This is a genomic window from Natrinema sp. LJW11 (assembly GCF_056135975.1).
In genome coordinates, this window is the sequence record NZ_JBWBDM010000008.1 from 211754 (window position 1) to 234636 (window position 22883).

At 66.0% G+C, this 22883-nt stretch carries 25 protein-coding genes and 1 pseudogene; 12 read left to right on the top strand and 14 right to left on the bottom strand.

What is annotated here, in order from left to right; translation table 11 throughout:
* Nucleotides 1-149: 149 nt before the first annotated feature.
* Together AC0QDI_RS20380 and AC0QDI_RS20385 are read right to left on the bottom strand one after the other, a co-directional pair.
* Nucleotides 150-1334: a DUF5305 domain-containing protein gene (locus tag AC0QDI_RS20380; RefSeq protein WP_474671294.1), complete on the bottom strand. Its 1185-nt coding sequence runs from the start codon at nt 1332-1334 to the stop codon at nt 150-152.
* Between the two features lie 43 nt (nt 1335-1377).
* Nucleotides 1378-2541: a signal peptidase I gene (locus tag AC0QDI_RS20385; RefSeq protein WP_474671296.1), complete on the bottom strand. Its 1164-nt coding sequence runs from the start codon at nt 2539-2541 to the stop codon at nt 1378-1380.
* A gap of 304 nt (nt 2542-2845) precedes the next feature.
* On the opposite strand from AC0QDI_RS20385, the gene AC0QDI_RS20390 reads away from it, so the two are divergent.
* From AC0QDI_RS20390 to AC0QDI_RS20400, 3 genes are all read left to right on the top strand, one after another.
* Nucleotides 2846-3445, top strand: a complete 600-nt coding sequence (locus AC0QDI_RS20390) for a DUF7344 domain-containing protein (RefSeq protein ID WP_474671298.1) — start codon at nt 2846-2848, stop codon at nt 3443-3445.
* Nucleotides 3442-3888, top strand: a complete 447-nt coding sequence (locus tag AC0QDI_RS20395; RefSeq protein WP_474671300.1) for a hypothetical protein — start codon at nt 3442-3444, stop codon at nt 3886-3888. The genes AC0QDI_RS20390 and AC0QDI_RS20395 overlap by 4 nt, the downstream gene beginning before the upstream one ends.
* Before the next feature lie 93 nt (nt 3889-3981).
* Entirely contained in the window at nt 3982-4419 is a 438-nt protein-coding gene (locus tag AC0QDI_RS20400; RefSeq protein WP_474671302.1) for a DUF7575 domain-containing protein, read from the top strand.
* Between the two features lie 108 nt (nt 4420-4527).
* Here the strand turns inward: AC0QDI_RS20400 and AC0QDI_RS20405 are convergent, their stop codons facing one another.
* Nucleotides 4528-5733 (bottom strand): 3-dehydroquinate synthase II, encoded by a 1206-nt coding sequence (locus AC0QDI_RS20405; RefSeq protein WP_474671304.1) that lies wholly within the window; start codon nt 5731-5733, stop codon nt 4528-4530.
* 228 nt (nt 5734-5961) lie between these two features.
* Here AC0QDI_RS20405 and AC0QDI_RS20410 point away from each other — a divergent pair, with 228 nt between their 5' ends.
* The gene (locus AC0QDI_RS20410; protein ID WP_474671306.1) at nt 5962-6546 is read left to right on the top strand and encodes a hypothetical protein; all 585 of its coding nucleotides are present in this window, start codon (nt 5962-5964) and stop codon (nt 6544-6546) included.
* Nucleotides 6547-6642: 96 nt separating this feature from the next.
* Here the strand turns inward: AC0QDI_RS20410 and AC0QDI_RS20415 are convergent, their stop codons facing one another.
* Nucleotides 6643-7503, bottom strand: a complete 861-nt coding sequence (locus AC0QDI_RS20415) for an HFX_2341 family transcriptional regulator domain-containing protein (protein WP_474671308.1) — start codon at nt 7501-7503, stop codon at nt 6643-6645.
* 378 nt (nt 7504-7881) lie between these two features.
* Here AC0QDI_RS20415 and AC0QDI_RS20420 point away from each other — a divergent pair, with 378 nt between their 5' ends.
* Nucleotides 7882-8556, top strand: coding sequence for an HAD family hydrolase (locus tag AC0QDI_RS20420; RefSeq protein ID WP_474671310.1), 675 nt, complete (start codon nt 7882-7884; stop codon nt 8554-8556).
* Between the two features lie 22 nt (nt 8557-8578).
* On the opposite strand, the gene AC0QDI_RS20425 is transcribed toward AC0QDI_RS20420, so the two are convergent.
* Complete coding sequence (locus tag AC0QDI_RS20425) at nt 8579-9112, bottom strand: hypothetical protein (protein ID WP_474671312.1); 534 nt, start codon at nt 9110-9112, stop codon at nt 8579-8581.
* Between the two features lie 279 nt (nt 9113-9391).
* Nucleotides 9392-9964 (bottom strand): SprT family zinc-dependent metalloprotease, encoded by a 573-nt coding sequence (locus AC0QDI_RS20430; protein ID WP_474671314.1) that lies wholly within the window; start codon nt 9962-9964, stop codon nt 9392-9394.
* Between the two features lie 181 nt (nt 9965-10145).
* Between AC0QDI_RS20430 and AC0QDI_RS20435 the strand changes: the two genes are divergently transcribed.
* On the top strand, nt 10146-11138 hold the full coding sequence (locus AC0QDI_RS20435; protein WP_474671316.1) for a cation diffusion facilitator family transporter: 993 nt from the start codon (nt 10146-10148) through the stop codon (nt 11136-11138).
* A gap of 57 nt (nt 11139-11195) precedes the next feature.
* On the opposite strand, the gene AC0QDI_RS20440 is transcribed toward AC0QDI_RS20435, so the two are convergent.
* The 5 genes from AC0QDI_RS20440 to AC0QDI_RS20460 all read right to left on the bottom strand — a co-directional run bounded on the left by AC0QDI_RS20440 (nt 11196) and on the right by AC0QDI_RS20460 (nt 15675).
* On the bottom strand, nt 11196-11990 hold the full coding sequence (locus AC0QDI_RS20440; RefSeq protein ID WP_474671318.1) for a 2-amino-3,7-dideoxy-D-threo-hept-6-ulosonate synthase: 795 nt from the start codon (nt 11988-11990) through the stop codon (nt 11196-11198).
* Nucleotides 11991-12014: 24 nt separating this feature from the next.
* Nucleotides 12015-12887: a tryptophan synthase subunit alpha gene (gene trpA, locus AC0QDI_RS20445; protein WP_474671320.1), complete on the bottom strand. Its 873-nt coding sequence runs from the start codon at nt 12885-12887 to the stop codon at nt 12015-12017.
* Complete coding sequence (gene trpB / locus AC0QDI_RS20450) at nt 12884-14152, bottom strand: tryptophan synthase subunit beta (protein WP_474671322.1); 1269 nt, start codon at nt 14150-14152, stop codon at nt 12884-12886. Before trpB ends, trpA begins: the two co-directional genes overlap by 4 nt.
* A 25-nt stretch (nt 14153-14177) precedes the next feature.
* Entirely contained in the window at nt 14178-14999 is an 822-nt protein-coding gene (trpC, locus tag AC0QDI_RS20455; protein ID WP_474671324.1) for an indole-3-glycerol phosphate synthase, read from the bottom strand.
* A 256-nt stretch (nt 15000-15255) separates the two neighbouring features.
* Nucleotides 15256-15675, bottom strand: coding sequence for a DUF8146 domain-containing protein (locus AC0QDI_RS20460; protein ID WP_474671326.1), 420 nt, complete (start codon nt 15673-15675; stop codon nt 15256-15258).
* Between the two features lie 121 nt (nt 15676-15796).
* Between AC0QDI_RS20460 and AC0QDI_RS20465 the strand changes: the two are divergent.
* Nucleotides 15797-16750: pseudogene (locus tag AC0QDI_RS20465) on the top strand (VOC family protein); the annotation flags it as partial.
* Between the two features lie 15 nt (nt 16751-16765).
* The gene (locus AC0QDI_RS20470; RefSeq protein ID WP_474671414.1) at nt 16766-17452 is read left to right on the top strand and encodes an alpha/beta hydrolase; all 687 of its coding nucleotides are present in this window, start codon (nt 16766-16768) and stop codon (nt 17450-17452) included.
* Between the two features lie 42 nt (nt 17453-17494).
* Here AC0QDI_RS20470 and AC0QDI_RS20475 read toward each other — a convergent pair whose 3' ends face one another.
* Both AC0QDI_RS20475 and AC0QDI_RS20480 read right to left on the bottom strand, forming a co-directional pair.
* Nucleotides 17495-18145 (bottom strand): RPA family protein, encoded by a 651-nt coding sequence (locus AC0QDI_RS20475; RefSeq protein ID WP_474671328.1) that lies wholly within the window; start codon nt 18143-18145, stop codon nt 17495-17497.
* A gap of 1 nt (nt 18146) precedes the next feature.
* Nucleotides 18147-19079, bottom strand: a complete 933-nt coding sequence (locus AC0QDI_RS20480; RefSeq protein WP_474671330.1) for a replication factor A — start codon at nt 19077-19079, stop codon at nt 18147-18149.
* Nucleotides 19080-19414: 335 nt separating this feature from the next.
* Between AC0QDI_RS20480 and AC0QDI_RS20485 the strand changes: the two genes are divergently transcribed.
* Nucleotides 19415-20008 (top strand): GNAT family N-acetyltransferase, encoded by a 594-nt coding sequence (locus AC0QDI_RS20485; RefSeq protein ID WP_474671332.1) that lies wholly within the window; start codon nt 19415-19417, stop codon nt 20006-20008.
* Between the two features lie 308 nt (nt 20009-20316).
* A complete protein-coding gene (locus AC0QDI_RS20490) occupies nt 20317-20490 on the top strand; it encodes a hypothetical protein (RefSeq protein WP_474671334.1) in 174 nt (57 codons plus the stop codon).
* 50 nt (nt 20491-20540) lie between these two features.
* Here the strand turns inward: AC0QDI_RS20490 and AC0QDI_RS20495 are convergent, their stop codons facing one another.
* Nucleotides 20541-21419 carry a dihydrodipicolinate synthase family protein gene (locus AC0QDI_RS20495; RefSeq protein WP_474671336.1) on the bottom strand — a complete coding sequence of 293 codons (879 nt, stop codon included), beginning with the start codon at nt 21417-21419 and terminating at the stop codon, nt 20541-20543.
* Nucleotides 21420-21533: 114 nt separating this feature from the next.
* Here AC0QDI_RS20495 and AC0QDI_RS20500 point away from each other — a divergent pair, with 114 nt between their 5' ends.
* Both AC0QDI_RS20500 and AC0QDI_RS20505 read left to right on the top strand, forming a co-directional pair.
* Nucleotides 21534-21845, top strand: a complete 312-nt coding sequence (locus tag AC0QDI_RS20500; RefSeq protein WP_474671338.1) for a DUF7091 family protein — start codon at nt 21534-21536, stop codon at nt 21843-21845.
* Complete coding sequence (locus AC0QDI_RS20505) at nt 21846-22880, top strand: mannose-1-phosphate guanylyltransferase (protein WP_474671340.1); 1035 nt, start codon at nt 21846-21848, stop codon at nt 22878-22880.
* Nucleotides 22881-22883: the final 3 nt, after the last annotated feature.

The window sequence follows — 22883 nt, forward strand, 5'->3', positions numbered from 1 at the left end:
CTGCACAGCTTCTGCTTTCGAACACTCTCAGGGCCGAGGCTTTTGCTATCCGACCGTAACGATTCGCACGAATCGTCGCGAATTGACTCGAAAACGCACGTAATCGACGACCTACAGATCGCCGCGAGGCGACCGAAATCGTCGATACCTCAGGAGTCTGCGTCGTCGGCCCCGCCTTCGAGCCCGGAATCGCCCGCACCTAACTCGTCGGCGACGGCGTTCTCCGCTTCGGGTCGCTCCTCGAAGTGATCGACACCGGAGTCGTCACTCGAGTCCTCCTCGAACCGGTTCGGTTCGTACGCGTACAACGAATGCCCGTCGACGACGTAGTAGCCGCCCGCCGACTCGTCCTCGAGCACGCGCCGATCGCAGTCGATCGCGATGTCCACCAGGTCCTCGAGCGTCGACACTTCGATCCGCGAGCGCTGGCGGACCTCGTCGGGGAGCGATCCCCGGGAGATCCAGTCGTCGAACTCCTCGCGTTCGTATTCGGTGCGGAGTCGCTCGAGTTCGGCGTCGGAGGGTGCGAGCGTCCCTCTGGTCCGGGCGGTTACGAGTGCACCGAGGCCACAGACCGACGCGAGCAGGAGAAGGACGGAGCCGATCGGACCGACGAACCCGGCCGAACTCGGGGACGTGACCCCGTCGGTCCGCTCCTGTGCGTGCCGATCCGCCGTCGGCGCATCGACGGCGTACGTGGACCCGTCGGGTGCGATCGCGAGTTCGTACCGCTCGGTCCGCTCGACGGGGTCGCCGTCGATCGTCCCCTGGATCGTCACGGTCGCGACGACGGTCGTCTCGACCGACCCCGGCGAGCCGCCGAGACTCTCCTCGATCCGTTCGCTCTCGTTGACCGCCGCGGGGACGTCGACCGCGAACGTAGTCGTCATCTCCTCGCCGGGCTCGAGGTCCTCGGCCGTCGTCTCCGCGATCGTATCGTTCACCGTCCAGTACTCCCGCTCGTCGTCGGCGGATCGTATCACCCGCTCGAGTTCGACGTCGGCGGTCACGTCGCCGGCGTCGGCGTCGTATCGGTGAGTGAACGTCCCCTCGAGTTCGGGCGTGATCTCGGTGAAATAGACCGATCGGTCCGAGAGCTGCGTGCCGACCGGGAACACCTCGTTTTCGGCTCGCACGTCCGCGCTGTGTTCGAAACCGCCGGTCGTCGACCACGCCTCGCCCGTCTCTCGGTCAGTCTGCTCGGCGGGGCTGGCGACTGACGCGTACGCCCCCCAGACGCCGACGAGCGCCAGCGCGAGCAGGACGATGACGACGAGGACGTACCACTCGTCGAGTGCGGCTCGCGCCCGAACGAGTAATCGATCGTCGTTCACTATCCATCCCTCCGCGTAATCCCGTATCTCGTGTCCATATTTGTCACCTCAGAACCCCCTCTGGCGAATCCGACCGCCGCCGCGATCGGGTTCGAATCGTCCCGGTCCCTGCGAGTAACGCGAGCGGGAGCACGACGAGTCCCGTGACGACGGTCGCCGTACCGGTCATCGCTACCCAGGGATGAACGGCGTGAAGTTGTGCGATAACCGGCGGCGGAAGCACCGCGAAGTACCGCCGCTCCGTGTACGAGCGCAGGTAGTATCCCGTCTCCGGCGGTGCCGTGAGCGCGAGCGTCGCGTCGGCGCTCTCACCCCGAGCGAGCACTCGCGGCTCCTCCTCGATGTCTATCCCGTCGCTGGCCGGTTCCGCGATACTCACGATCGGGAGTACGCCGCCGTTTCGCAGTTCGGTGGCGTGCGTTTTCGTTTCGCCGGCGGGGACTACGTCGGGACGATCCGATTCGAACTCCGCGCTCACGACACCGATCTCGACCGAACCGGACATCGCGACCGTGGTCGCCAGCGCGACCACGAAGACGAGCGCACCCATCCCGATGACGAACCGCCGAGCGTCGAACGCGTCTTTGCGCGTGCGCGCTCGAGAGCGCACGCGATCGGGGGTTCCCCGACCGTCGAGCGCAACCGACAGGACGGTCACGACCAGCCCGAAGCCGAGCAAAAGGTGCGAGAAGCCCCGACCGCCGGCCAACGCTCGGATCCCGAGCGTCGACGCGAGCCACCACTGGGCCGACTCGAGCCCGTTCTGGACCGCCATCGCGGCCGTTCCGAGGTGTGGAATCGTTACGACCTCGCCGTTGACCTGCAGCGCTTTCGCGGCGATTTGGCCGTCAGTGACGTGGGGTTCCCCGCTGTCCTGATCGGCGAACGGGTTCGCGTCCCCGCGCGTCACGTAACCGTGTTCCGTCTCTTCGACCACCCGGTGCGTCGTCAGGCCGCCGTCCTCGATCTCTCGCGCGTCGTAGACGACGACGTCTCCCCGTTCGACCGGGCCGGCGACGGCGGCCGGAACGGCGACGAAGCCGTCGCCGGCGTCGATCGTCGGCTCCATGCTCCCGGTCTCGACGTAGCCGAGGCCGATCGGAACGCCGAGAACGTGACCGGCCACGAGCAGGCCGACGAGGGCGACGATACCGATAGCCGCCGCTCGCCGAAGCATCGTTCCGCTGCCTCCTCCCGTTCGTGACATGCTGTTACTCCGAACCGGCGCGATGACGTATCGGCGAGACACGTCGCCGCGCGCCGTTTCACCGGACAGGATCGTTCGGTTTTGCTATGGGCCGACTTCCGGCACTGCTGATGATGCCTGTCGCCGAAACTCCGTTCGGTAGGGAATTCGTTCGCCTCATCGGACGTGGTCGAGGCGCTCCGGTATATTGTTCATTTCATTTATACATACTCGAATGTTGCTAGTGGAAATGTCTATAGGATCGCTAGACTGGAGGGTGATTACTGAAAACAGGTCTATTTTCTCTAGTTTACAACTAACTAACATGGAAATCGGTGACCGAGTCGATGGGGATGCAGGGGTGACCGACCTATCAGTAGGAGACGATTCACGGAGAGGGGAACTGACGCGTGACGAAATATTCACGATGCTAAGTAACCGCCGACGCCGGTGGGTACTCCACTACCTCAAGCGGACCGACGAGAAGCGAGTCGACCTGCGGACGCTCGTCGATTCGATCTCGGCGAAAGAGTACGGTATCCCGGCCGACGAGCTGCCCTGGAAGAAGCGAAAGCGAGTCTACACCGCACTCCGGCAGTCACACCTGCCGAAACTCGACGACGTCGGAGCGATCGAGTACGATCAGTCGCGAGGCGTCATCGAACTGACCGACGAAGCGGCCGAGCTTCAGATGTACCTCGAGTACGTTCCGTCGGAAGATATTCCCTGGAGCCACGTGTATCTGGGGCTGACGGCCGTCGGAGTCGCAGTGAGCGCGCTCGCCCAGTACGCGATCTTTCCGTTCGTCGAACTGGGCGGGACGGTACTCGCCGCGATATTCGTCGCGATGTTCGGTTTCACCGCGATCGTGCACACGAGCTACGATCACCGAAACCGAGTCGGGACGGGTGATCCGCCGCGATGACCTCCCGAATCGGTCTCGCGATAGTCGCCATCGCAGTGATCTCGCTCGTCGTCTCGAGCGGTGGCGTGAGTTCGGTCGCGATGGAGCGGTCGATCGAAGTGACGATCGCCGCCGACGAGTCGGAGCAACTCGTCGCCTTCGACGCGCGCTCGAGCGGCGAGAACGAGACGACGATCGACGTGACGAACCGAGCCGACAGCGAACTGACGATCGCGGTCGTCGACGAATCGACGGTCGACGATCTGGGACCGAACACGAGTGTCAACCTGCGCAGTGCGTCGGTCGAACCCGGATCGAAGGCATCGATCGAAGTTACCGGCGTCCCCTGCGGGAGCGTCGGGCCGTCGGAGAGAGTGCCGATCGAGATACGTGCCACGACCGGGTCGACGACGATCGAGACGACCGTCGACGCCGCCGTCGCGTGCGACGAATCGGCCGGGTGACCCTCGTTTTCGCGATTCCGTGGCGTCGCTTCGATCGAGAGTAATCGAAATCGGAATGTTAAGGGCAGGGGTCCCCTACCATCCCCACGTACAATGACATGGCTCCGCGCGATCCTCGCCGCCGGCCTCTCGGTGATCATGCCCGGCGCAGGCCACGTCCTCGTTCGCGATTGGCTTCGCGCCGCCGCCTTTGCCGGTCTCTTCTTCACGGCGAGCGCGCTCTTTCTCCCGATCGACCAGCTCACGGCGGCCGGACCGATGACGAGCGTCGACCAGGCCCTCGAGCAGGCGACCGTCATGGCCGAGAACACCGATCCCATGGCTCAGTTCCTCCTCTCGTTTATCGCCCTGTTCGCCGCGATCGATGCGACCTTTCGCGCGCTCGGCTACTCCTCCGGCGGGGAGACCGGGGCGGACGGACCGACCTGTCCGGAGTGCGGGAAAGAGATCGACGAGGACCTCGAGTTCTGCCACTGGTGTACGACGCGACTCGAGCCCGTCGAGCCGGAAGCGGAGACGAACGACGTCTGAGACGGCTCGCTGTCCCGCCGTATCGGCACACCCGCCTGGCGGGTGGCGGATGCGCCGGGACCGATGGAGCGTCGTCCGTCTGAGACTGGTAGAAACGGGGTTTCGGCGTTACTTCTCGATGATGCTCTCTTCGACGGCCTCGCCGAAGTGCCGGGCCGTGTCCTCGGCGTACAGCAGGATCTCGTCGCCGGCCTCGAGGTCGGTCACCGCCGTTCGCCCCTCAGCGGTGGCGACCTTGATCGTCTCGGCGTTTTGAAGCAGGGTTTCGACGCGGTCGCCGCTCTCGGTCTCGAGGGCGATCCGGAACATGGGTCGCTGCTCGATCTTGGCCCGGCCGACGATTGCCTCGCGGGTGTTGCCGGCGAGGTCGACGACCTGTACCTCGTCGCCGCTCTGGAGTTCGGAGAGGTACTTCGTGCCGCCGTCGGGCGTACGGACGTAGGCGTGGACCGCACCCGCGTTGACCCGGAACGGGCGGGAGGCGACGTAGGGCGATTCGGCGGTCTCGGCGTGGACGAAGACGAGCCCGCGGCTCATCGAGCCCACGAGCATCCCCTCGTCGTGCTCGAGCAGGGTGCCGGTGTCGACGCAGACTCGATCCGCGCTGCCGGCCCGCTCGATGTCGATCACTTCCGCGTACTCGAGGTCGAGGCTCTCCCGCTCGGCCTCGTCGCGGACCTCGACCGTCCGTCGGATCTCGTCCGGGTCGTCCGAGTCGAGCAAGACGGCGTCGGAGCCGATCTCGAGGGTTTCGAAGGCCGTCTTCGCCTCCTCGGCGGTGGTGACGCCCGCCACGAGGTCGGTCTCCTCGCCGATGCGGGCGATCAGGTTCTCGAGCGGGATGATCGTCCAGTCCTCGCCGACGACGATGGTGTGGTCGGCCTCCGCGGCGGCGGTTTCGGCGAAGCGCTCGTACTCCTTGCCCAGGATGCGGACGTACGCGCCCCGATCGAAATCGCCCTTGCGCCGCAGCGTGGAGAGATCCGCCGAGCCGGAGAAGTCCTCGGGGAGGTCGATGGTCGCGTCGCCCTCGCCGTCCTTGCCGACGACCATCGCGTCCGCCTGCGCGGCCGGTACGGCGTCGTCGCTTTCGTCGTCCGCTTCGGCGTCGTCGATATCGTCGACCAGCGTTACGTCGCCGTCGGTCCGAAACGCCGCGACGTTGATGTCGCCGAGTTCGCGAACGCGCGCGACGTCGTCTTCGTCGACCAGTACCCAGTCCGCGCCCGCCTCGAGCGCCGCGGTGATCCGCGCTCGGCGGTCGTCCCAGTCGCCGACGGTGTCGTCGGCTTTTATCCAGACAGATCGCGTCATGAATCGTCCCTCGAAGGGAATCGGCTTGAACGTGGCGGATCAGGCAGGGGGATGGACCGACCGGCAGCCGTCGACGGGAGCGGCCGTGCCGCACCCTCCGCGTCGGTGGCCCGTCATCGCAGTCACTGCGACCACAATTGTAACGACACTCATGACAGTTTCGATAGTAACGATAGTAGCGATACTTTCTCAGAAGTCGATAATACCCGTCCGGCCGAGCGTTCAGTCATGGGTCAGCGCCACCTCGAGACGGACGTCGAACTGACGATCGACCGTGCCGCCCGCCGGCTCGAGGTGGAGTCCGCGGCCGACGTCGCTCGAGCGGCGTTCGAGCACGCGGGCGAGATGGCGACGCTCGAGCACGGCCGACCAGCCGCCGTGCTGGGTGCCGTCCGACTCGCGTGTCGCCGCACCGGCGTCGGCGAACCCGACCGCGAGCGGGTCGCGGAGACGTTCGACGTCGATCCCGCTCGAGTCGTCGCGGCCGACGAACTGCTGGCACGGTACCTGTGCCCGCCCGCCGATGCCGACGAGATCCGGTCGCTGCGCCGGACGCTCGTCGTGGCGCAGGAAGTGCTGGCCGCGGTCGAGCGCGGTCGCAACGCTGGCCCCGAGCTACCGGGCTCGCGCCTCGCTGACGCCGCGCCCTTCCTGCTCGCGCGAGCGAGCAGCCACCTCGATCCCCGCACCGACCGCGAGGTCCCGGGGCTCGATGCGGCCGCCCTTCGCGATCATATCGAACGGCTCGAGGCCGACCTCGAGCACGCCAGATTAGGCACGAGACTGTACGTGCTGGTCCACCGCGAAGACTGAGCCGTCGTCTTCGCATCCCGTTCGTACTCCACCCTCGGCCTGACCGGCTCCCCCGCTGGCGCTCCCTCCGCTGGCACTCCTCCCCGTTGCCGTCTCTTATCGCTGCTCGCCGGCGTCGTCCATGAGCTTGTGACGGAACGCCCGGTAGGCGTTCTCGCCCCGCTCGGTCAGTTCGACTACGCGCCGGCGACCGACCGACTCGATCGTGACGTAGCCGTCCTCGGCGAGCGGCTCGAGGACGTGGGTATCCAACACCCGAAACGCGCCTTTGTCCTCGCCGGTACGCTCGTCGGGCGAGCGGCGATCGGCCATGAAGGAGAGTTCGTGATCCCGGGCGTACTCGATGAGGTCTTTCTTTTTCGGCGGTGCCGTCCGATCGTCGTGGTACCCGTCCCACGCGGCGGGGTCGGCGAGAAACTCCATGATCGCGACCTGATCGCGCGTCGGTGACTCGATCGGGTAGGTCGGCACCTGCTCCATCTCGTCGATCCCGAACGAGGCGGGTTCGACCGTCCCGTCGTGTGCGTACTCCGACGGCTCGACGTAGTAGGCGTGTGCGTCGGTCGAAACGTCCATGCACGCGATCGTCGCGCCGATCGCGGGAATCGTCCCGGCTCCGGAGACGTTGACGTACACCTGATCGGCGGCGTGGACGTCCGCGATCGTCGTCACGTCGCCGAGCACGGCGTAGACATCCGTCAGATCACACTCCCACGTCCGGACCTCCGGGACGACCGTCTCGAGTTCGGCGCGCAACTCGTCGTGATAGTCCGCGGCCGCGTTCCGCGCGGCGGTTCCATCGTCGCCCTCGCTCGTTCGTTCAGTACCCGTTCCCTCGTCGTCCGCGCCGTCCTCGAGCAGGTAGACCAGATCGGCCCGCTGGGTCCGGATCGGTTCGAGGATCCGATCGAACTCGTAGCCCAGCGGCACGACGTGCACTCGCTTGACGACCTCCATACACCACACGGCGTGTCAGCAAAAATAACTGCTGCGAAATCGGCGGTGGGACTCGAGTCGAACCCACTCCGATCAACCGGCGGGTTTCCGCCGCCCGATCGAACCACCAGTCGGGTGGGAATGAAAGGGGCGACAGGGTTCGAGGTGCGAGACGAAGGAAGCACTGGAGCGAACGGAGTGAGCGAAGGGCGTGGTTCGAAAGGCGCGGAGCGCCTTTCGTCATCACGAGAGAGCAAAGCTCTCTCGAACGACAGCGAGTCGCAGCCCTCGAACCCTGTCGGGGCTTTCAGGCTGTTACTGTCAGCGGTACCGTTCTCCCAAGTTCGTTTACAAGGTCGGCGAAACGTTGAGAACGCCCCCGCTCATAGAACAGAGCAGATGGCCGCCTACGACGCGATCTGTTTCGATCTCGATTCCACCCTCTGCGAGCCGACCCGGGACGCCGCGACCGTCCTCGAGTCGACGTTCGAGCGCGCCGGCTACGAGCAGTTCTGTACGCCCGCGGATCTCCGGGCCGCGGTGCCCGAGTTGCCGACCGCCGAGACGGACCGGGAGTTCTACGAGCACCTCTTTACCGAAGTCGCGGGGCGCGCCGGCGTCGATTCCGGTATCGCCCCGACGCTCGCCGCGGCGCACCTCGAGGTGCAGGATCCGACCGCCGTCGAGTTCCGGCCCGGCGCGGAAGCCGCGCTCGAGCGCGCCCGCGAGCTGGGACGGGTCGGCCTCATCACGAACGGCGGGCGACCGACGCAGACGCGGAAACTCGAGGCGCTCGGCATCGAAGACGCCTTCGACGTCCAGGTGTTCACGGAGCCGAGCGCGGGCATTCTCCCGAAGCCGAACGCGGCCCCCTTCGAACGCGCGCTCGACGAACTCGCGGTCACAGCCGACGCGTCGATCCACGTCGGCGACTCGCTCCACGCCGATATCGCGGGTGCCAACGCGATGGGACTCGATTCGGCCTGGCTGGATACCGGCCGCGACGACGCGCCCGGCGAGCACGTGCCGACCTACGAACTCGCGTCGCTCGAGGCGTTCGAGACGATCGTCTAGAGGTGCGGATGCGATCGCTGCGCTATTCGTCCGGCAGGAGGTCCGTGTGTACCAGCGCGCGGTACTGGGTATCGGTGCCCTCCTCGAGTCGCTTGAGCAGCGCCGCCGCGTCCGGGAAGGTCTCGGGGAGTTCGAACGGATCGCTGTCGTCCTCGTCGCGTTGCTTACAGAACTTGACGAACGCCAGCAGATTCTCGTAGGCACCGATTCGGGCGTAAACGACCCCGATATCCCGCTCGATCGCTTCGGTCCAGGTTTCGATCATCGGCTCGATCGCCTCGCGGGGCCGGCTCATCCGGTCGGCCAGTTCGTCGGCGTCGATGCCACCCTCACCGACCAGTCCGTCGAAGACGGACTGCAGGTCGCCGCTCGCGTCCGCCAGCGGCGGTGCGTCCGCTTCGGCCGCGAGCAACTCGGTGAACGCCGCCACCTCCTCTCGACGGACCGCGACGGGGTAGACGAAGTCGTGCGTCTCCTTCGGGAGCGCGTAGGACTTCCCTTCGACGCCCTGTTCGCCGGGTTCGGTCTTGCCCAGCATCAACTCGAGTATTCCCATACCCGAAACAGGTCGTGTGAGGCGAATAAGTGTTCCGCGGTCGACTGGGTGTTCTTGTCATCGGTTACCTCAGTTCGCTCTTTCTCCTCAATACCCTGAAAGCCCCTTCCCAGGTCCACTCCCAGGACTCGCTGTGCTCCTCGGCTCACTCCGTTCGCCTGCGGTGCTTGTGTCGTCCGGGTTCGTCGACCCGGGAAGCCCCTTTCATTCCCGCCCAGCTGTGGTTAGCTACGGATGCTGTCGCGTAATTCGAGTCTGAAATAGGCGCACTCCGCCGCACTACCACTCGTCGCCGAGCGCCGCTTTCGCGCCGCCGTAGCCGCTCGCGGTCGTCCACGTTCGGCCGCTTTCCGCGTGTTCGACCTCGAGGGGACCGCTGCAGGCCCCGCACCGATACTGCTCGGGCGACTTCACCGGCTTCGACGCGCGGTGGCGTTTCGCGTGCCAGTCGCAACTTGGCGTGAGACACCGGAGGACGTACCGCGGCTCCGCGAACGCATCGCAGTAGCGGGGAGCCTCGAGCGCCGCGGCCCGCTCGCGAAACCGCGATCCGTGTCCGGACTCGCCGAATTGCTGGAACTCCCAGGCGTGGACGAGTTCGTGGCGGACGATTTCGGCGAACGCGGGCCACTCGTAGGCCTCGTAGGCCTTCCGAGCGAGGACGATCGTCGCCACCTCGCGGTCGGCGTGCCAGCGACACGCCCCCGCCCTGCGGCGCGCTCGCGCAGACACGTCCCACTCGAGGTCCCCGAGATCGACCGCCAGCTCGTACTCGTCGACCACCTCGCGGGCGTGAATCCGCGCACGAGCGACGATCTCGTCCGCGAGCGTGTACTCCTCGCCGTCGGTCACAGGCTCGAGAAGGAAGACCGCCGCCGAAATTCTTCCGATTAGGTAACTCGCGTGTGAGAAATCGCGAGACGCTGCGCGGCGAGTTAATAACTCGATCCGATACTTTTGTTATGGTTACCATAGAGAACGCCGTTTAATAGCAGCCGAATTAATAGGACCGAACCGATGAGTTCGACCTACGATGAGTTACAACGAGTCGGCGCACAACCACGACGACTCGCACGACGGCCACGATCACGACGACTCGCACGACGGCCACGATCACGGTGACCACAGTCACGGCGGCCATAGCCACGGCGGCGGGTCGACGAGCAGCCGCAAGCTCGCCGCCGTCTCGCTGATCAACGTCGTCGGTTTCGTCGTCGAACTCGCGGGCGGACTCGCTTTCGGCTCGGTCGCGCTCATCAGCGACGCCGTCCACATGCTGTTCGACGCCCTCGCGTACGTGATGGCCTTCGCCGCCGCCCACGTCGCCGAACGATACGGCGAGGGCGACCGCTGGTCGTACGGCCTCCACCGCCTCGAGCCGTTCGCCGCCTTTCTCAACGGACTGCTCCTCCTGCCGATGGTCGGCTTCATCCTCTGGGAGTCCTATCAGCGGTTCTTGGAGCCCGTCGCCATCGGTGCCGGGCCGACGATCGTAATCGCGATAGGCGGCCTGCTGGTCAACCTCGGCTCGGTCTCCGTCCTCCACGGCGACGCGATGAGCCTCAACGAGAAGGGCGCGTTCTACCACCTGCTGGGCGACGCGGGCGGCTCGGTCGCCGTCATCGTCTCCGTCGTCGCAATCGAGGTGACCGGGTTCACTGTCATCGATCCGATCACCGCGGCGCTCATCGCCGCCGTGGTCGCCTGGTCGGCGATCGCCGTGTTGCGGGGCAGCAGCGAGATCTTCTTCCTCAAGACGCCACTCGAGAGCGACGACATCCGAGCCCACATTCGCGAGATAGCGGGCGTCACTCGCGTCGACGACTTCCACGCCTGGCAGATCTGCAGCCAGATCACGGTCGCGACGGTCCACGTCGAAACGGACGTCGAGTTGATGACGGACGCCGAGGCGGTCGTCGGCCGCGTTCACGACGAGCTCGCCCGTCACGGCGTCGATCACGCCACGGTCGAGCTATCGCCCAGCTACGCCGACCGCGACGTCCACCTCGATACGCACTGCCACTGAGCGACCCAACGGCTGTGGGCGCTGAGAGACGACTCGTTGCAGAAAACGCGGCGACCCTCAGATCTCGAGCGCCAGGCCCGCTTCGGCGAGCGCCTCGTCGGTCGAGAGATCGTCGTGGACGACGCCGGCGACCGCCCGCGCGATCGCCTCGGGGTCCTCGTGCTGGAAGATCGACCGGCCCATCGAGACGCCGGCGCCGCCGGCGTCCATCACGCCGCGAACCATCTCGATCGTCTGGCGGTCGGATCCCTTCGAGCCGCCGGCGATGACCACCGGAAGCCGGGTCGACTCGATGACGTGCTGGAAGCTCTCGGCGTCGCCGCTGTAGCCCGTTTTGACGATATCGGCGCCCAGTTCTTCGGCGAGGCGGACCGCGTGACCCAGCGCCTCGGGGTCTTCGGGATCGACGCCGGGTCCGCGGGCGTAGGCCATCGCGAGTACCGGTATTCCGAACCGATCGGCCGTCTCGGTTACCTCCGAGAGCTCGCTGAGCTGATCGGGTTCGTGTTCCGAGCCGACGTTGATGTGGAAGGAGACGGCGTCGGCACCGACCCGGATCGCTTCCTCGACGGTTCCCGTCGGTCGCTTGTCTTCCTCGTCGGGCCCGATCGTCGTCGAGCCGTTGAGGTGGACGATGTAGCCCCGTCCGTTCTTGTTGTCGTGAACGCGCGGTGCGATCCCCTTCTGCGTGAGGACGGCGTCCGCCCCGCCGCTGGTCACGCCGTCGATGGTCGATTCGATGTCTTTCAGTCCCTGGACGGCACCCATTGTGATGCCGTGGTCCATTGGGACGATCACGTACGATCCGTCCGTCCCGATTCGCTCGAGTCGTGCGTCAGTTCCGGTGGTCATTGCGGGAGTGTAGCAAGCTTGCAGTTATGGCTGTTCTGGTTCCGGTGCATTTTCCGCGTCCGCATCGATCGCGTCGCCCTCGGCCCCGCGGCGCGCGCCGCGTTCGAGTTCGCGGGCTTTCGCCTCGAGCGCGTCGACCGCCTCCTCGGGCGTCTCGCTCGAGGCTATTATGTCGACGAGCGCGCTGCCGACGATGACGCCGTCCGCTCCCGCCTCGATGATTTCGGCGGCGTGATCGCCCTCGCTGACGCCGAAGCCGACCGCCTTTGGTACGTCGTACTCGGACAGCCGTGCGAGGCTGTCGTGGGTCGCACTCGAGACGTTCGCGCGCGCGCCGGTCGTCCCGAGGCGGGCCTGGACGTAGGCGAAGCCCGAGACCTGCGACATGATTGTATCGAGGCGCTCGCCCTCGGTCGTCGGGGCGATGATGAAGACGAGATCGAGCCCGTTGTCGTCGCAGGCCTCGCGAAGCGGGTCGGCCTCCTCGGCGGGCAGATCGGGAACGATGATCCCTGAGAGGCCCGCGTCGGCGGCCCGCTCCACGAACGGCCGAACATCGGGCTCGTCTCCGAACTGGAGAATCATGTTGTAGTACGTCATCACCAGCAGCGGCGCCTCGGTCTCGAGGTCGTCGACTAACTCGAAGAACCCCGCGGGGGTCGTGCCGGCCTCGAGCGCGCGGTTGATCGCGGCCTGGATCGTCGATCCCTCGGCGATCGGCTCCGAGAAGGGGAGGCCGAGTTCGATCAGATCCGAGCCGCCGCGGTCGAGCGCCTCGACGTACGCCTTCGTGTCCTCGAGCGACGGATCGCCCGCGGTGATGTAGGTGATCAGCGCGGGGTGGTCCTCGCGGATGGCGGCTTCGACGTCGCTGTCGTACTGTGAATTGCCGCTCATCCGTCGAACACCTCCACGTCCGGCGCGGCCTCGAGATCGCGCTTTTCGGTCTCCTCGAGCACGGTTTCGAGATCCTTGTCGCCGCGGCCGGAGACGTTGACGACGACGATGTCGCCGAGGTCTTCGTGGGCCTCCTCTAAGTACCCGAGCGCGTGACTCGACTCGAGCGCCGGAATGATCCCCTCGAGTCGCGAGAGCCGGTGGAAGCCGTTGAGCGCGTCCTCGTCGTCGACGCTCGCGGGCGTCACGCGGCCCGTCGCCACGAGATGCGAGAGCTCGGGACCGACGCCGGCGTAGTCGAGCCCCGCGCTGACGCTGTGGGACTCCATGATCTGGCCGTCCCCGCTCTGGAGGAGTTTCGTCATCGCGCCGTGGAGGACGCCGTCGGTACCCGTCGAGAGCGTCGCGGAGTTGGGCGCGACGCCGTCGTCCTCGTCTATCTCGAGGCTCGAGCCCCCGGCCTCGACGGCGTAGAGGTCGACGTCTTCATCGGGAACGAACGCGTGAAAGGTTCCCATCGTGTTCGAGCCGCCGCCGGCGCAGGCGACGACGCTGTCGGGCAGCCGTCCGGCTTTCTCCCGAATCTGTTTCCGAGCCTCGTCGCCGATCACCGACTGGAAATCCCGGACCATCTGCGGGAACGGGTGCGGGCCGACGACCGAGCCGATCACGTAGTGGGTCCGCTCGACGGTAGTCGCCCAGTCGCGCATCGTTTCGTTGATCGCCTCCTTCAGGGTCCCGCTGCCGGCCTCGACCGGATTCACCTCGGCCCCGTTCATCCGCATCCGGTAGACGTTGGGGCGCTGGCGGTTGACGTCCGTCCGACCCATGTAGATCTCACAGGGCATGTCCAGGTGGGCCGCGGCCATCGCCGTCGCGGTGCCGTGTTGGCCCGCGCCGGTCTCGGCGATGATCCGCTCTTTACCCATGTACTTGGCCAAGAGGACTTGTCCGAGCGCGTTATTGAGCTTGTGCGCGCCGCCGTGGACGAGATCCTCCCGTTTGAGGTAGACCTCGCGATCGTAGCGCTCGCTCAGCCGATCCGCGCGCTGGAGCGGCGTCGGCCGGCCGCCGAAGTCGCGCATCCGCTCGCGGAACTCGTCCATGAAGCCGTCCTCGTTCTCGAGGACGTATCGCTCGTAGGCGTCCTCGAGTTCCTGGAGGGCCGGCATCAGCGCCTCGGGGACGTACTGGCCGCCGTAGTCGCCGAACGTGCCAGCGTGGCCTGATTCACTCTCGCCGTCGCGCTCGCGTTCCGTGCTCATATCTGGGTGTCTCCGTCGTGTTCGCTCATGTCTGGTCCGTCTCCGTCCTCGAGTTCGCTGACTTCGTCGTCTCCGTCGATTCCGCCCGCGTGAGTCGCCGCGTGTTCTCCGTCACGTCGCTGTCGCCCGCGCCGTGGTCCATGATGGCGCTGCCGACCAGCAACGCGTCGGCACCCGCCTCGCGCATTCGCCGCACGTCGACCGGCGACGACACGCCGCTCTCGGCGATCAGCGTTACGTCATCAGGAGCCTCGGGCGCAACTGACTCGAAGGTTTCGAGGTCGACCTCGAGATTCGCGAGATCCCGATTGTTCACGCCGATGATCTCTGCCCCCGCCTCGAGTGCGGCCTCGAGCTCCGCGCGGTCGTGGACCTCGACGAGCGGCTGGAAGCCGCGCTCGCGGGCCGCGGCGACGAGCCCGTCGAGATCGTCCACGAACCTAGCGATCAACAACAAGAGATCCGCTGCGACGACGTCGATTCCGTCCTCTTCGAGAACGAAATCCTTGCGCAGGACGGGGACGTCGACGGCCGCCCGAATTCGGGTCAGTGCCTCGGGCGAGCCGCCGAAGTGAGTCGGTTCCGTGAGGACGGAGATCGCCGCCGCGCCGCCCTCGACCATCGCTTCGGCCAGTTCGACGGGATCGTCGGCTCGAGTCCCCTCGGCCGTCGGGCTCGTCGGTTTCACCTCCGCGATCACCGGGACTCGTCCGTCCGCCTCCGCCCGCGCCAGTGCGTCGGGCAACGAACGCGCGTCGACGTCAACGTCGTTCTCACCGCCAGTGCGCTCCCGGGCGGCCTCGAGTATCGACTGCACCGCGGGAGCGAGCGCCGTATCGGAGTTCATTATTGTACATCGACGTACTCATATGTACATAAGGCTTGCGCCATCGCGATGCCACAACAACGCCGAGCGGCGACACGCGGTCCCGAAGCACTGCCTTCTTTTCAGGAGATCGCCCGACAAACAGCAACGTAATATCGGTCGGACGTGCGATGAAAAGTGCGAATCGGGGACCTGCCCTCACCCGGTTTCCCGTCACAACCGACCGCAGCTGCTTACGGCCCCGTCCTGGCTGCCCGCCTCGCTCGAGCGCGCCGCGCTACCCGAGTTGGTAGGGTTCGTCCTCGTCCTCGTCGTCTAACTCGTCGAGCAGCAGTACCTCCTCTTCCTCGTCCTCGAGGCGGTCCTGCAGGTCGTTGACGTAGCCCTTGTACTCGTCGAGTTGCTCCCGGAGGTGCTCGGCCTCCAGTTCCAGTCGCTCGTGTTCGCGGATGAAGCGCTTCGGGACTTCGACGGTCGGCGGGAACGAGACGTCCCCCTCGTCGCCCGTGCCGCCGGTCCGAGCCTGCAGCTCGGTTTCGGGAACGACCTCGACCCGGCCGTCGTGTTCGACGAGCTGGTCGACGTAATCCCGGAAGACGGCGGACAGCGAGATATCGCGCTCCTCGGCGATCGCCTGGAGCGCCTCGAACGCGTCCTCGTTGACCCGAAACGAGATGGTCTTGTTCTTGTTCCCCATGGATACCCCTAGTCGTCGTTCACGACACTTAACCATTTGTCAGACGGGGGGATCGGTCCCGTTCGCTCGACCCGTCGGCCGACCCGGCAGGCTATCCACCTCGAGCGCGTACCGACGCTTCATGTTGTCCGACACGCCGGGACTCCACCACGTGACCGGGATCGTCGGGGACGCCCAGACGGCGATCGATTTCTACGTCGGCGTGCTCGGCCTGCGACTCGTCACGCGGACCGTCAACTTCGAGGACATCCTGCAACATCACCTCTACTTCGGCGACGCGAACGGGACGCCGGGAACGGTGCTGACGCACTTCCCGGATCCCCACGGCGATCCCGGCCGTCCCGGAACCCCCCAGATCGAATCGGTCTCGTTCGCGATTCCGGCCGACTCCCTCGAGTACTGGGAGGCGAGACTCGAGAACCACGACATCGCGGTGGAGGGGCCGCTCGAGCGATTCGACGAGCGGGTCCTGCGACTCGAAGACCCCGCGGGCACGCAGGTCGAACTCGTGGCCGGTCCGCAGCTATCGAGCGGTATCGAGGGCTGGACCGCGGGACCGGTACCGATCGAGCGCGCAATCTGTGGCCTTCACGGCGTGGCGACGCTGTCGGTCAACCCCTACGCGACCGCGGGTACGCTCGAGACGCTGGGGTTCGAGCACGACGCGGAGGACGGCGACCGGATTCGGTATCGCGCCTCCGGGTCGCGAGCCACCGTCGTAGACGTGCTCGACCGGGACGCGCCCTTCGGCCGCGAAGGGACAGGCACACTCCACCACGTCGCGGTCCGCGTCGAGACCGAAGCCGAACTCCACGAGTGGCGCGAACTCTTCGACGACCGCGGCTACGACGTCTCCCGCGTCAAGGATCGCCACGTCTTCCACTCGCTGTACGTTCGCGAACCGGGCGGGATCCTCTTCGAACTGGCGACCGAGACGGACGGCGTCGCGGCGAGCGAAGGGGGTGAAGAACCCGGCGAATCGCTGTACCTTCCCGAGTGGTTCGAGGCGGACCGCGACCTGATCGAGAGCCAACTGCCGGAACTGACGGTCCCGACGGACCGAGCGCCGACGGGACGGGGCGAGAACCAGATGACGAGGGCGGCGTCGGGCCGGCCGATGGACGCCGTTTCGGGACCCCACGCTGGCCAGCCGCTGCTGACCGCCGGTGCGCCCGCGCTGGCCGCGGACGCGGCGCTGATCTGCTGTCACGGTCGCGGCGCGACCGCCCAAGGCGTCGTCAACCTCGTGGAACCCGTCCACCGCCACGGCGTCGCGATCCTCGCACCGCAGGCCGAGCGGAGCCGCTGGTATCCGCGGCCGTCGACGGCCCCGCGCGCCGACAACGAACCGTGGCTCTCCTCGAGCGTCGACTGCGTGGCGGCCGCCCTCGAGGGCGCACGAGCGATCGACGTGCCGCCCGAGCGGACCGTCATCGTCGGCTTCTCGCAGGGCGCGTGCGTCGCCGCGGAGTTCGTCCGTCGAAACCCGACCCGCTACGGCGGCCTCGCCGTCCTCTCGGGTTCGCTTCCCGGTACAGCCGCGGAGATCGATTCGAGCGCCGTCGACGGCTCGCTCGAGGAAACGCCGATTTTGATCGGCTACGGCGAAGCCGATCCGCACGTCGATCGCGACCACGTCGCCGAGACGGTCCGGCTGTTCGAGCGGGCCGACGCCGCGGTCGACGAACGGTGCTATCCCGAGACGGGCCACGAAGTCACCGACGACGAGTTCGCGGCGATCGGCTCGATGCTCGAGGACGTCCTCGATCTCGTGTAGCAGCTGCTATCGGGCTACAAACAAAGAATCGAACCGGCCGCGTCAGACCGTCGCTTCCGGGTCGTCCGCCTCCGCTTCGTCGACGGTCTCGAGGCTCTCGAGGGCCTGGATCACGTCGTTGCGGTAGTTGACGACGGGGGAGTCGTACCGTTCGCGGGCCATCTCGGCGTACTCGTTCGTCGGCGCGGTCGAGCCGCTTTCCGGCGCTTCCTGCTCGGCTTCCCACTCCTCGAAGGCGTCGATGCGATCGAGGGTGAGTTCGGCGGCTTCGACGACCCAGCGGTCGCGGGTCGCGTCGTCGACGATCGAGATGGACTCGGGCCGCAGGGAGACGTTGACGGTGCCGTCGTCGGTCTCGTAGGTGCGGGGTTTGCCGACGATAGAAACGTAGGCCGGCGGCTCCGTGTCCCGCAGGACCGAGGCGGCCTCGGGCTGGTACTGCCCGGCGTAGACGAAGAACGTCCCGGTCGGGTCGACGACCCGACCGCGCCAGTACTCGCTCTCGTCGCCGACGTCTTCGGTCTCGGTCAGGGTGCCGACGACGAACACGCGGTTCGCGCGGTCGCCCGTCGGGAGCAACGCGTAGTTGGGCGCGCGCTCGTCGTCGCTCTCTTTGAAGGTGTACGTCGAGTCGTTGAATTCGGAGGCGAAGACGCGGCGGGCGACTTCGCGGGTGAGTTCTGACTGGCTCATATCACATCGACCTCGCTTTGATCAGCAGTTCCTCTGCATCCGCCGGCCCGTCGAGTTCCTCGACGTCGTCGGCCAGGACGTAGCGGCCGAACGTCGGCCCCTCGATGCGGTAGTAGGTGCCGACGATATCGTCCCTGATCTCGTCGGCGACGACGGTCGTATCCAGCGCGTCCATCGCCATGTCCTTGGCCTCCTCGAGGCTCAGTCCCGTCAAATCCTCGGTGGCGTCCTTGTCGAAGATGACCTCGTGGGCGTCGATGCCGTCGTCGACGACGGCCTTGATGCGGAGGTCGAACTCGCCTTCGCCCTCCCCGTGTTCGTTACAGCGGCCGTTCTGGAGGACGCGCGTGCAGTCCTCCTCGGGGCAGCGCTTGATGAGCCCGCTGCCGCTTTGCATGTCGACCAGTGCGCCCTCGATCTCGCTGGTGTCGTTGCCGACCTCGAGGTCGTCGTCGAGCTCCTCGATCACCGTCGTCGAGTTGAGTTTGACCGAGTACCGGCCCTGGTACTCGTCGGTGACGACGTTGCGAAGCTCGTAGACGCCGCCCTCCTCGAGCGCGGGGAGGTCGGATTTAGCCCACTTGGTGAACTTGATCGTCCCCGTCGGATCGCCGAGCAGGCCGACCTGCGCGACCGAGTCGCTGCGGGGATCCCAGAGTTCGATGACCTTGGCCGTCAGGTCGATCCACTCCTCGGGTTCGTCGACGTCCTCGACGTTGGCCTTCTCGCTGTCGCCGCTCGAAATGTCCTCGCGCTCGAGGCCGGCCTCCTCGAGGTAGTGGTTGGTGACGCTCCGGCGCGCCTCGTCGATCGGGACTTTGTATTCGTCGACGAGCGTGGTCAGGCGCTCTTCGACGTCCTCGACGCTCACGTCGTCGAGGTGGTCCGAAAACTGCTCGTGTATGTCGTCCGCGTGTTGTCGTACGTCGCTCATTGTTTCTCGCCTCCTCTTTGGTTTCACTGGGAGGCATACGTCCGTTCGCGCCCGATAGTATTTAAATTACCGCCACCGGAGCGAAAGTGAACGTCGGCGAAAGAAACCGCAAGCGGGCGTCGATGGGCCGCCGTCCGTCTGGCGATCGGGTGTGAACCGTTTCAGTTGGGTCAATCGCCAGGGTGTCATCGAACTCGTCGCACACCACCGCTCTTCGAATCGATGAATCGCTCCGTACAGGCCAAGAAGCTATCGAAGTAACCACAGACCCATCAGATGCGAATAGTAGATCTGCGTACTCAACAATGATTACTGACGGCTACGAATAGTACACTATGTTTCCTGAACGCATCGAGACGGAACGCCTCCATCTCGAACGAATTTCACACGACACTGTCGATGTATTTGTTCTCCATGAGTTCTACAGCAATGGCGACGAAACTGCGGAGATGTTCGAGTACTGGGATTCGAACCCCCACGACACGGTGAAAGAGACGTACGACTACGTGAACGAAGCAGAACAACTGTGGAACGATGGGGAAGCAGCAAAATACGTGATACGGCCAAAGGAAGGCGAAGACGGTGCAGGTGCGATCGCTGGAACGACGGGCCTGTACCCCGACTGGGAGAAACGGTCTGCCAGCCTCGGTATCATCCTCGACAAACGATTTTGGGGGCGCGGATATTCAGGTGAACGAGCCGATGCCATCCTCTCCGTCGCGTTTGACCGACTCGGCCTCGAACTCGTTGTTGCCGCCCACGTTGACGGGAACGAGAAGTCTCGACGAGCAATCGAAAGGTACGTTGAACGGTATGACGGCCAACACGAGGGGATTTTGCGGAATTGGCATCAACAGGCAGATACCGTAGCCGACGTTCACAGATACACGATTTCACAAGAGGAGTATTTCGAGGCATCCGACCGCTAAGTAGTTGTTCTGCACTGAGCGATCACTGCCTTCGCAAATCGAGCTGTATCTCGTGCGACATTCTCGCTGTGCATCTCGCACGACTCGACGAACCTGACCAATACCTGCCAGAACGTTCTGTGTCCGGTTCAGAGGTCGTGTTGGGCCAATTTTCGTATAAGTAACATTCAAAAATACTGTCCGAGGAGCTCTGTGATCTCGCACAGCCTCATTCGCTCAGTACAGCTGATAGAGTGACCGTGAACCTATCAAGGAGAGAGGAGAGTAGTTCATTATCATTCGTGGCGTATAATACGTGATCAGCGCCGATGCAAGTACAAGAAACTCGAGAAGTCGCGTGTCCACAGTGCGGAGAGCACAGTTCCATCCCGGTCCCGGAAGGGGACGTGGAACTGAAAATCAGCCCGTACGTCGCTGCGTTCGGTGACCACACGGAACTCGAGTGTTCGAATGAACACACCTTCTGGGTCTACTACTGCTGAGCAGACTCCTTCTTTCCCGGCCGCGCAGTTCTACGACACACCCACTCTTGCTACTGCTCGCCGACCGCGAGCGCGCCACTGATCGCTTCGGTACCCGCGTCGTCGACGGCGACTAGCGGCGGGCGAACCTCGTCGGACGGGATGACGCCGCGCTCGGCCAGCGCCGTCTTCGTGGCCGGAGCGAAGCCGTGGGTCGTACACGCCTCGAACAGCGGCGAGATCGCGTCGCGCTGGAGCTCCCGGCCGCGGTCGTCCTCGGCTCGGTCGAACGCCGCTCTCATGATCGCGGGAACGACGTTCGACAGCGCGTTGATCCCGCCGTCGGCGCCCATCCGCAACGCGGGGACCAACAGCGCGTCGTACCCCTGCAGGCACAGGAACTCGTCGGACGTCTTCGCGAGCACCGACAGGAAGTATTCGAGGTCGCCGCTCGAGTCCTTGATCCCGATCGCTCGCTCGTGGGCCGCGACGGCGGCGACGGTCTCGGGCTCGATGCGCTGGCCAGTACACTGCGGGATATTGTACAGCAAGACGGGGAGCGACGCATCCTCGAGGACGGCCTCGAAGAACCGCCGATTGCCCGCGGGGGCGTTCGCGGTGATGAAGTACGGCGCGACGATCGCGGCGGCGTCGGCCCCCGCGTCGGCGGCGCGGTCGATAGCCGCGACCGTATCGTCGACGCTCGTCGCCGCGGCACCCGCGACGACGGGGACGTCGGCGCGCTCGACGGTCCCCTCCACGACGCGACGCTGCTCGTCGGCTGTCAGCGCCGGGAACTCGCCGGTCGTTCCGCAGGGAAAGACGGCGTCGACGCCGCCCGATTGCAGGTGCTCGAGCAGGTCGGCGAGCGCCGCCTCGTCGATCGATCCGTCGTCGAACGGGGTTACCATCGGACAGGTGATCCCCCGGAGCGCGTCGCGGATAGCCATGTCCGTACTCGACGGGAGAGTCGGGCAAAATCGTTGTCATCGATTCCGCGCGCCCGACGCCGACGGCAGCCGTCGGCGACGGGCCTATGTGCCCGCCGGTCGAACGGGTGTCCAATGGCGGATCGGCGTCGGCTCGAGCGGATCCTGCGCTCGACGCTGCAGGGCGCGGGCGAACAGTTCGAGGAGCTTCGCAGATCGACCGACGGGCAACTCGAGGAGGCCCGCGAGGCCTACGAGGTAGCGAAAAACGCCCGCGAGTTACCGTCGGACGAGGCGGGACGGGCGAAGATCGTCTGTCGGCGCTACGCCGAACAGCGGGCGGCGAAGCTCGACGAGGAGTACCGGCCGGCCTGTTACGAGGCGGGCCATCCCGACTGCGAAGGGTGCGCGGAAGACGTCCGAAACGGGCGGATCGAGACCTGGTAAATGGATCGTCCAATCGTCGCCTGCGTCCTCGCCGGCGGCATCGGCAGTCGACTCTACCCCGCGAGCCGCAGCGACCGGCCGAAGCAGTTCCTCGCGTTCGGCGGCGAGCGCTCGCTGCTCTCGCAAACGATGGATCGGACCGCGTTCGCCGACGAGCGCTACGTCCTGACCCGGGACTCCTTTGTGGACGACGTTCACGAGCACGCGCCCGAAGCGGGCGTGCTGGTCGAACCCGACGGCAAGGACACCGGCCCGGCGCTGGTCTACGCCGCCTGGCGACTCCGCGAGCGCTTCGATCGGGAGCCGGTCCTGGTCTGTCTCCCCAGCGACCACCACGTCGACGACGACGCGGCGTTCGCCCGCCGGCTCGAGCGAGCGGCCGAAATCGCGGCCGAAACGGACGGGCTGGTCACGCTGGGCGTCGAGCCGACGCGGCCGGCGACGGGCTACGGCTACATCGTTCCCGAACGGAGCGAGTTCGGCGAACACGGTGACTTCGGCGTCGTCGATCGATTCACCGAGAAACCCGACCGCGCGGACGCGACGGCGCTCCTCGAGGCCGGCGCGTACTGGAACGCCGGGATCTTCGCCTGGACGCCCGGTGCGTTACTGCGGGAAGCGCGCGACTCGCCGCTCGCAGCGCTGGTCGACGCGCTCGAGGACGGCGAGCCGGCGCGGGGCTTCGACGCGGTCGAGCCCGTCAGCGTGGATTACGCGATCATGGAACGCGCGACTGACGCGTTCGTGACGCCGCTATCGGTCGGCTGGGACGACCTCGGAACGTGGGACGCCGTCGGACGAGCGCTCGAGACGGACGCTGACGACGGCGCGGAGAACGATAGCGTCGCGGGAAACGTCCTCTCGGTCGACGCGACGGACAACGTCGTCGCCGCGCCCGACTCGCACGTCTCGCTGCTCGAGGTCGACGAGCTGATCGTCGCCGCGTTCGACGACCGGATTCTCGTCGCGCCGCGGGGAGCGTCCCAGCGGGTCCGAGACGTGGTCGATCGGCTTCGGGAACGCGACGCGTTCTGAATA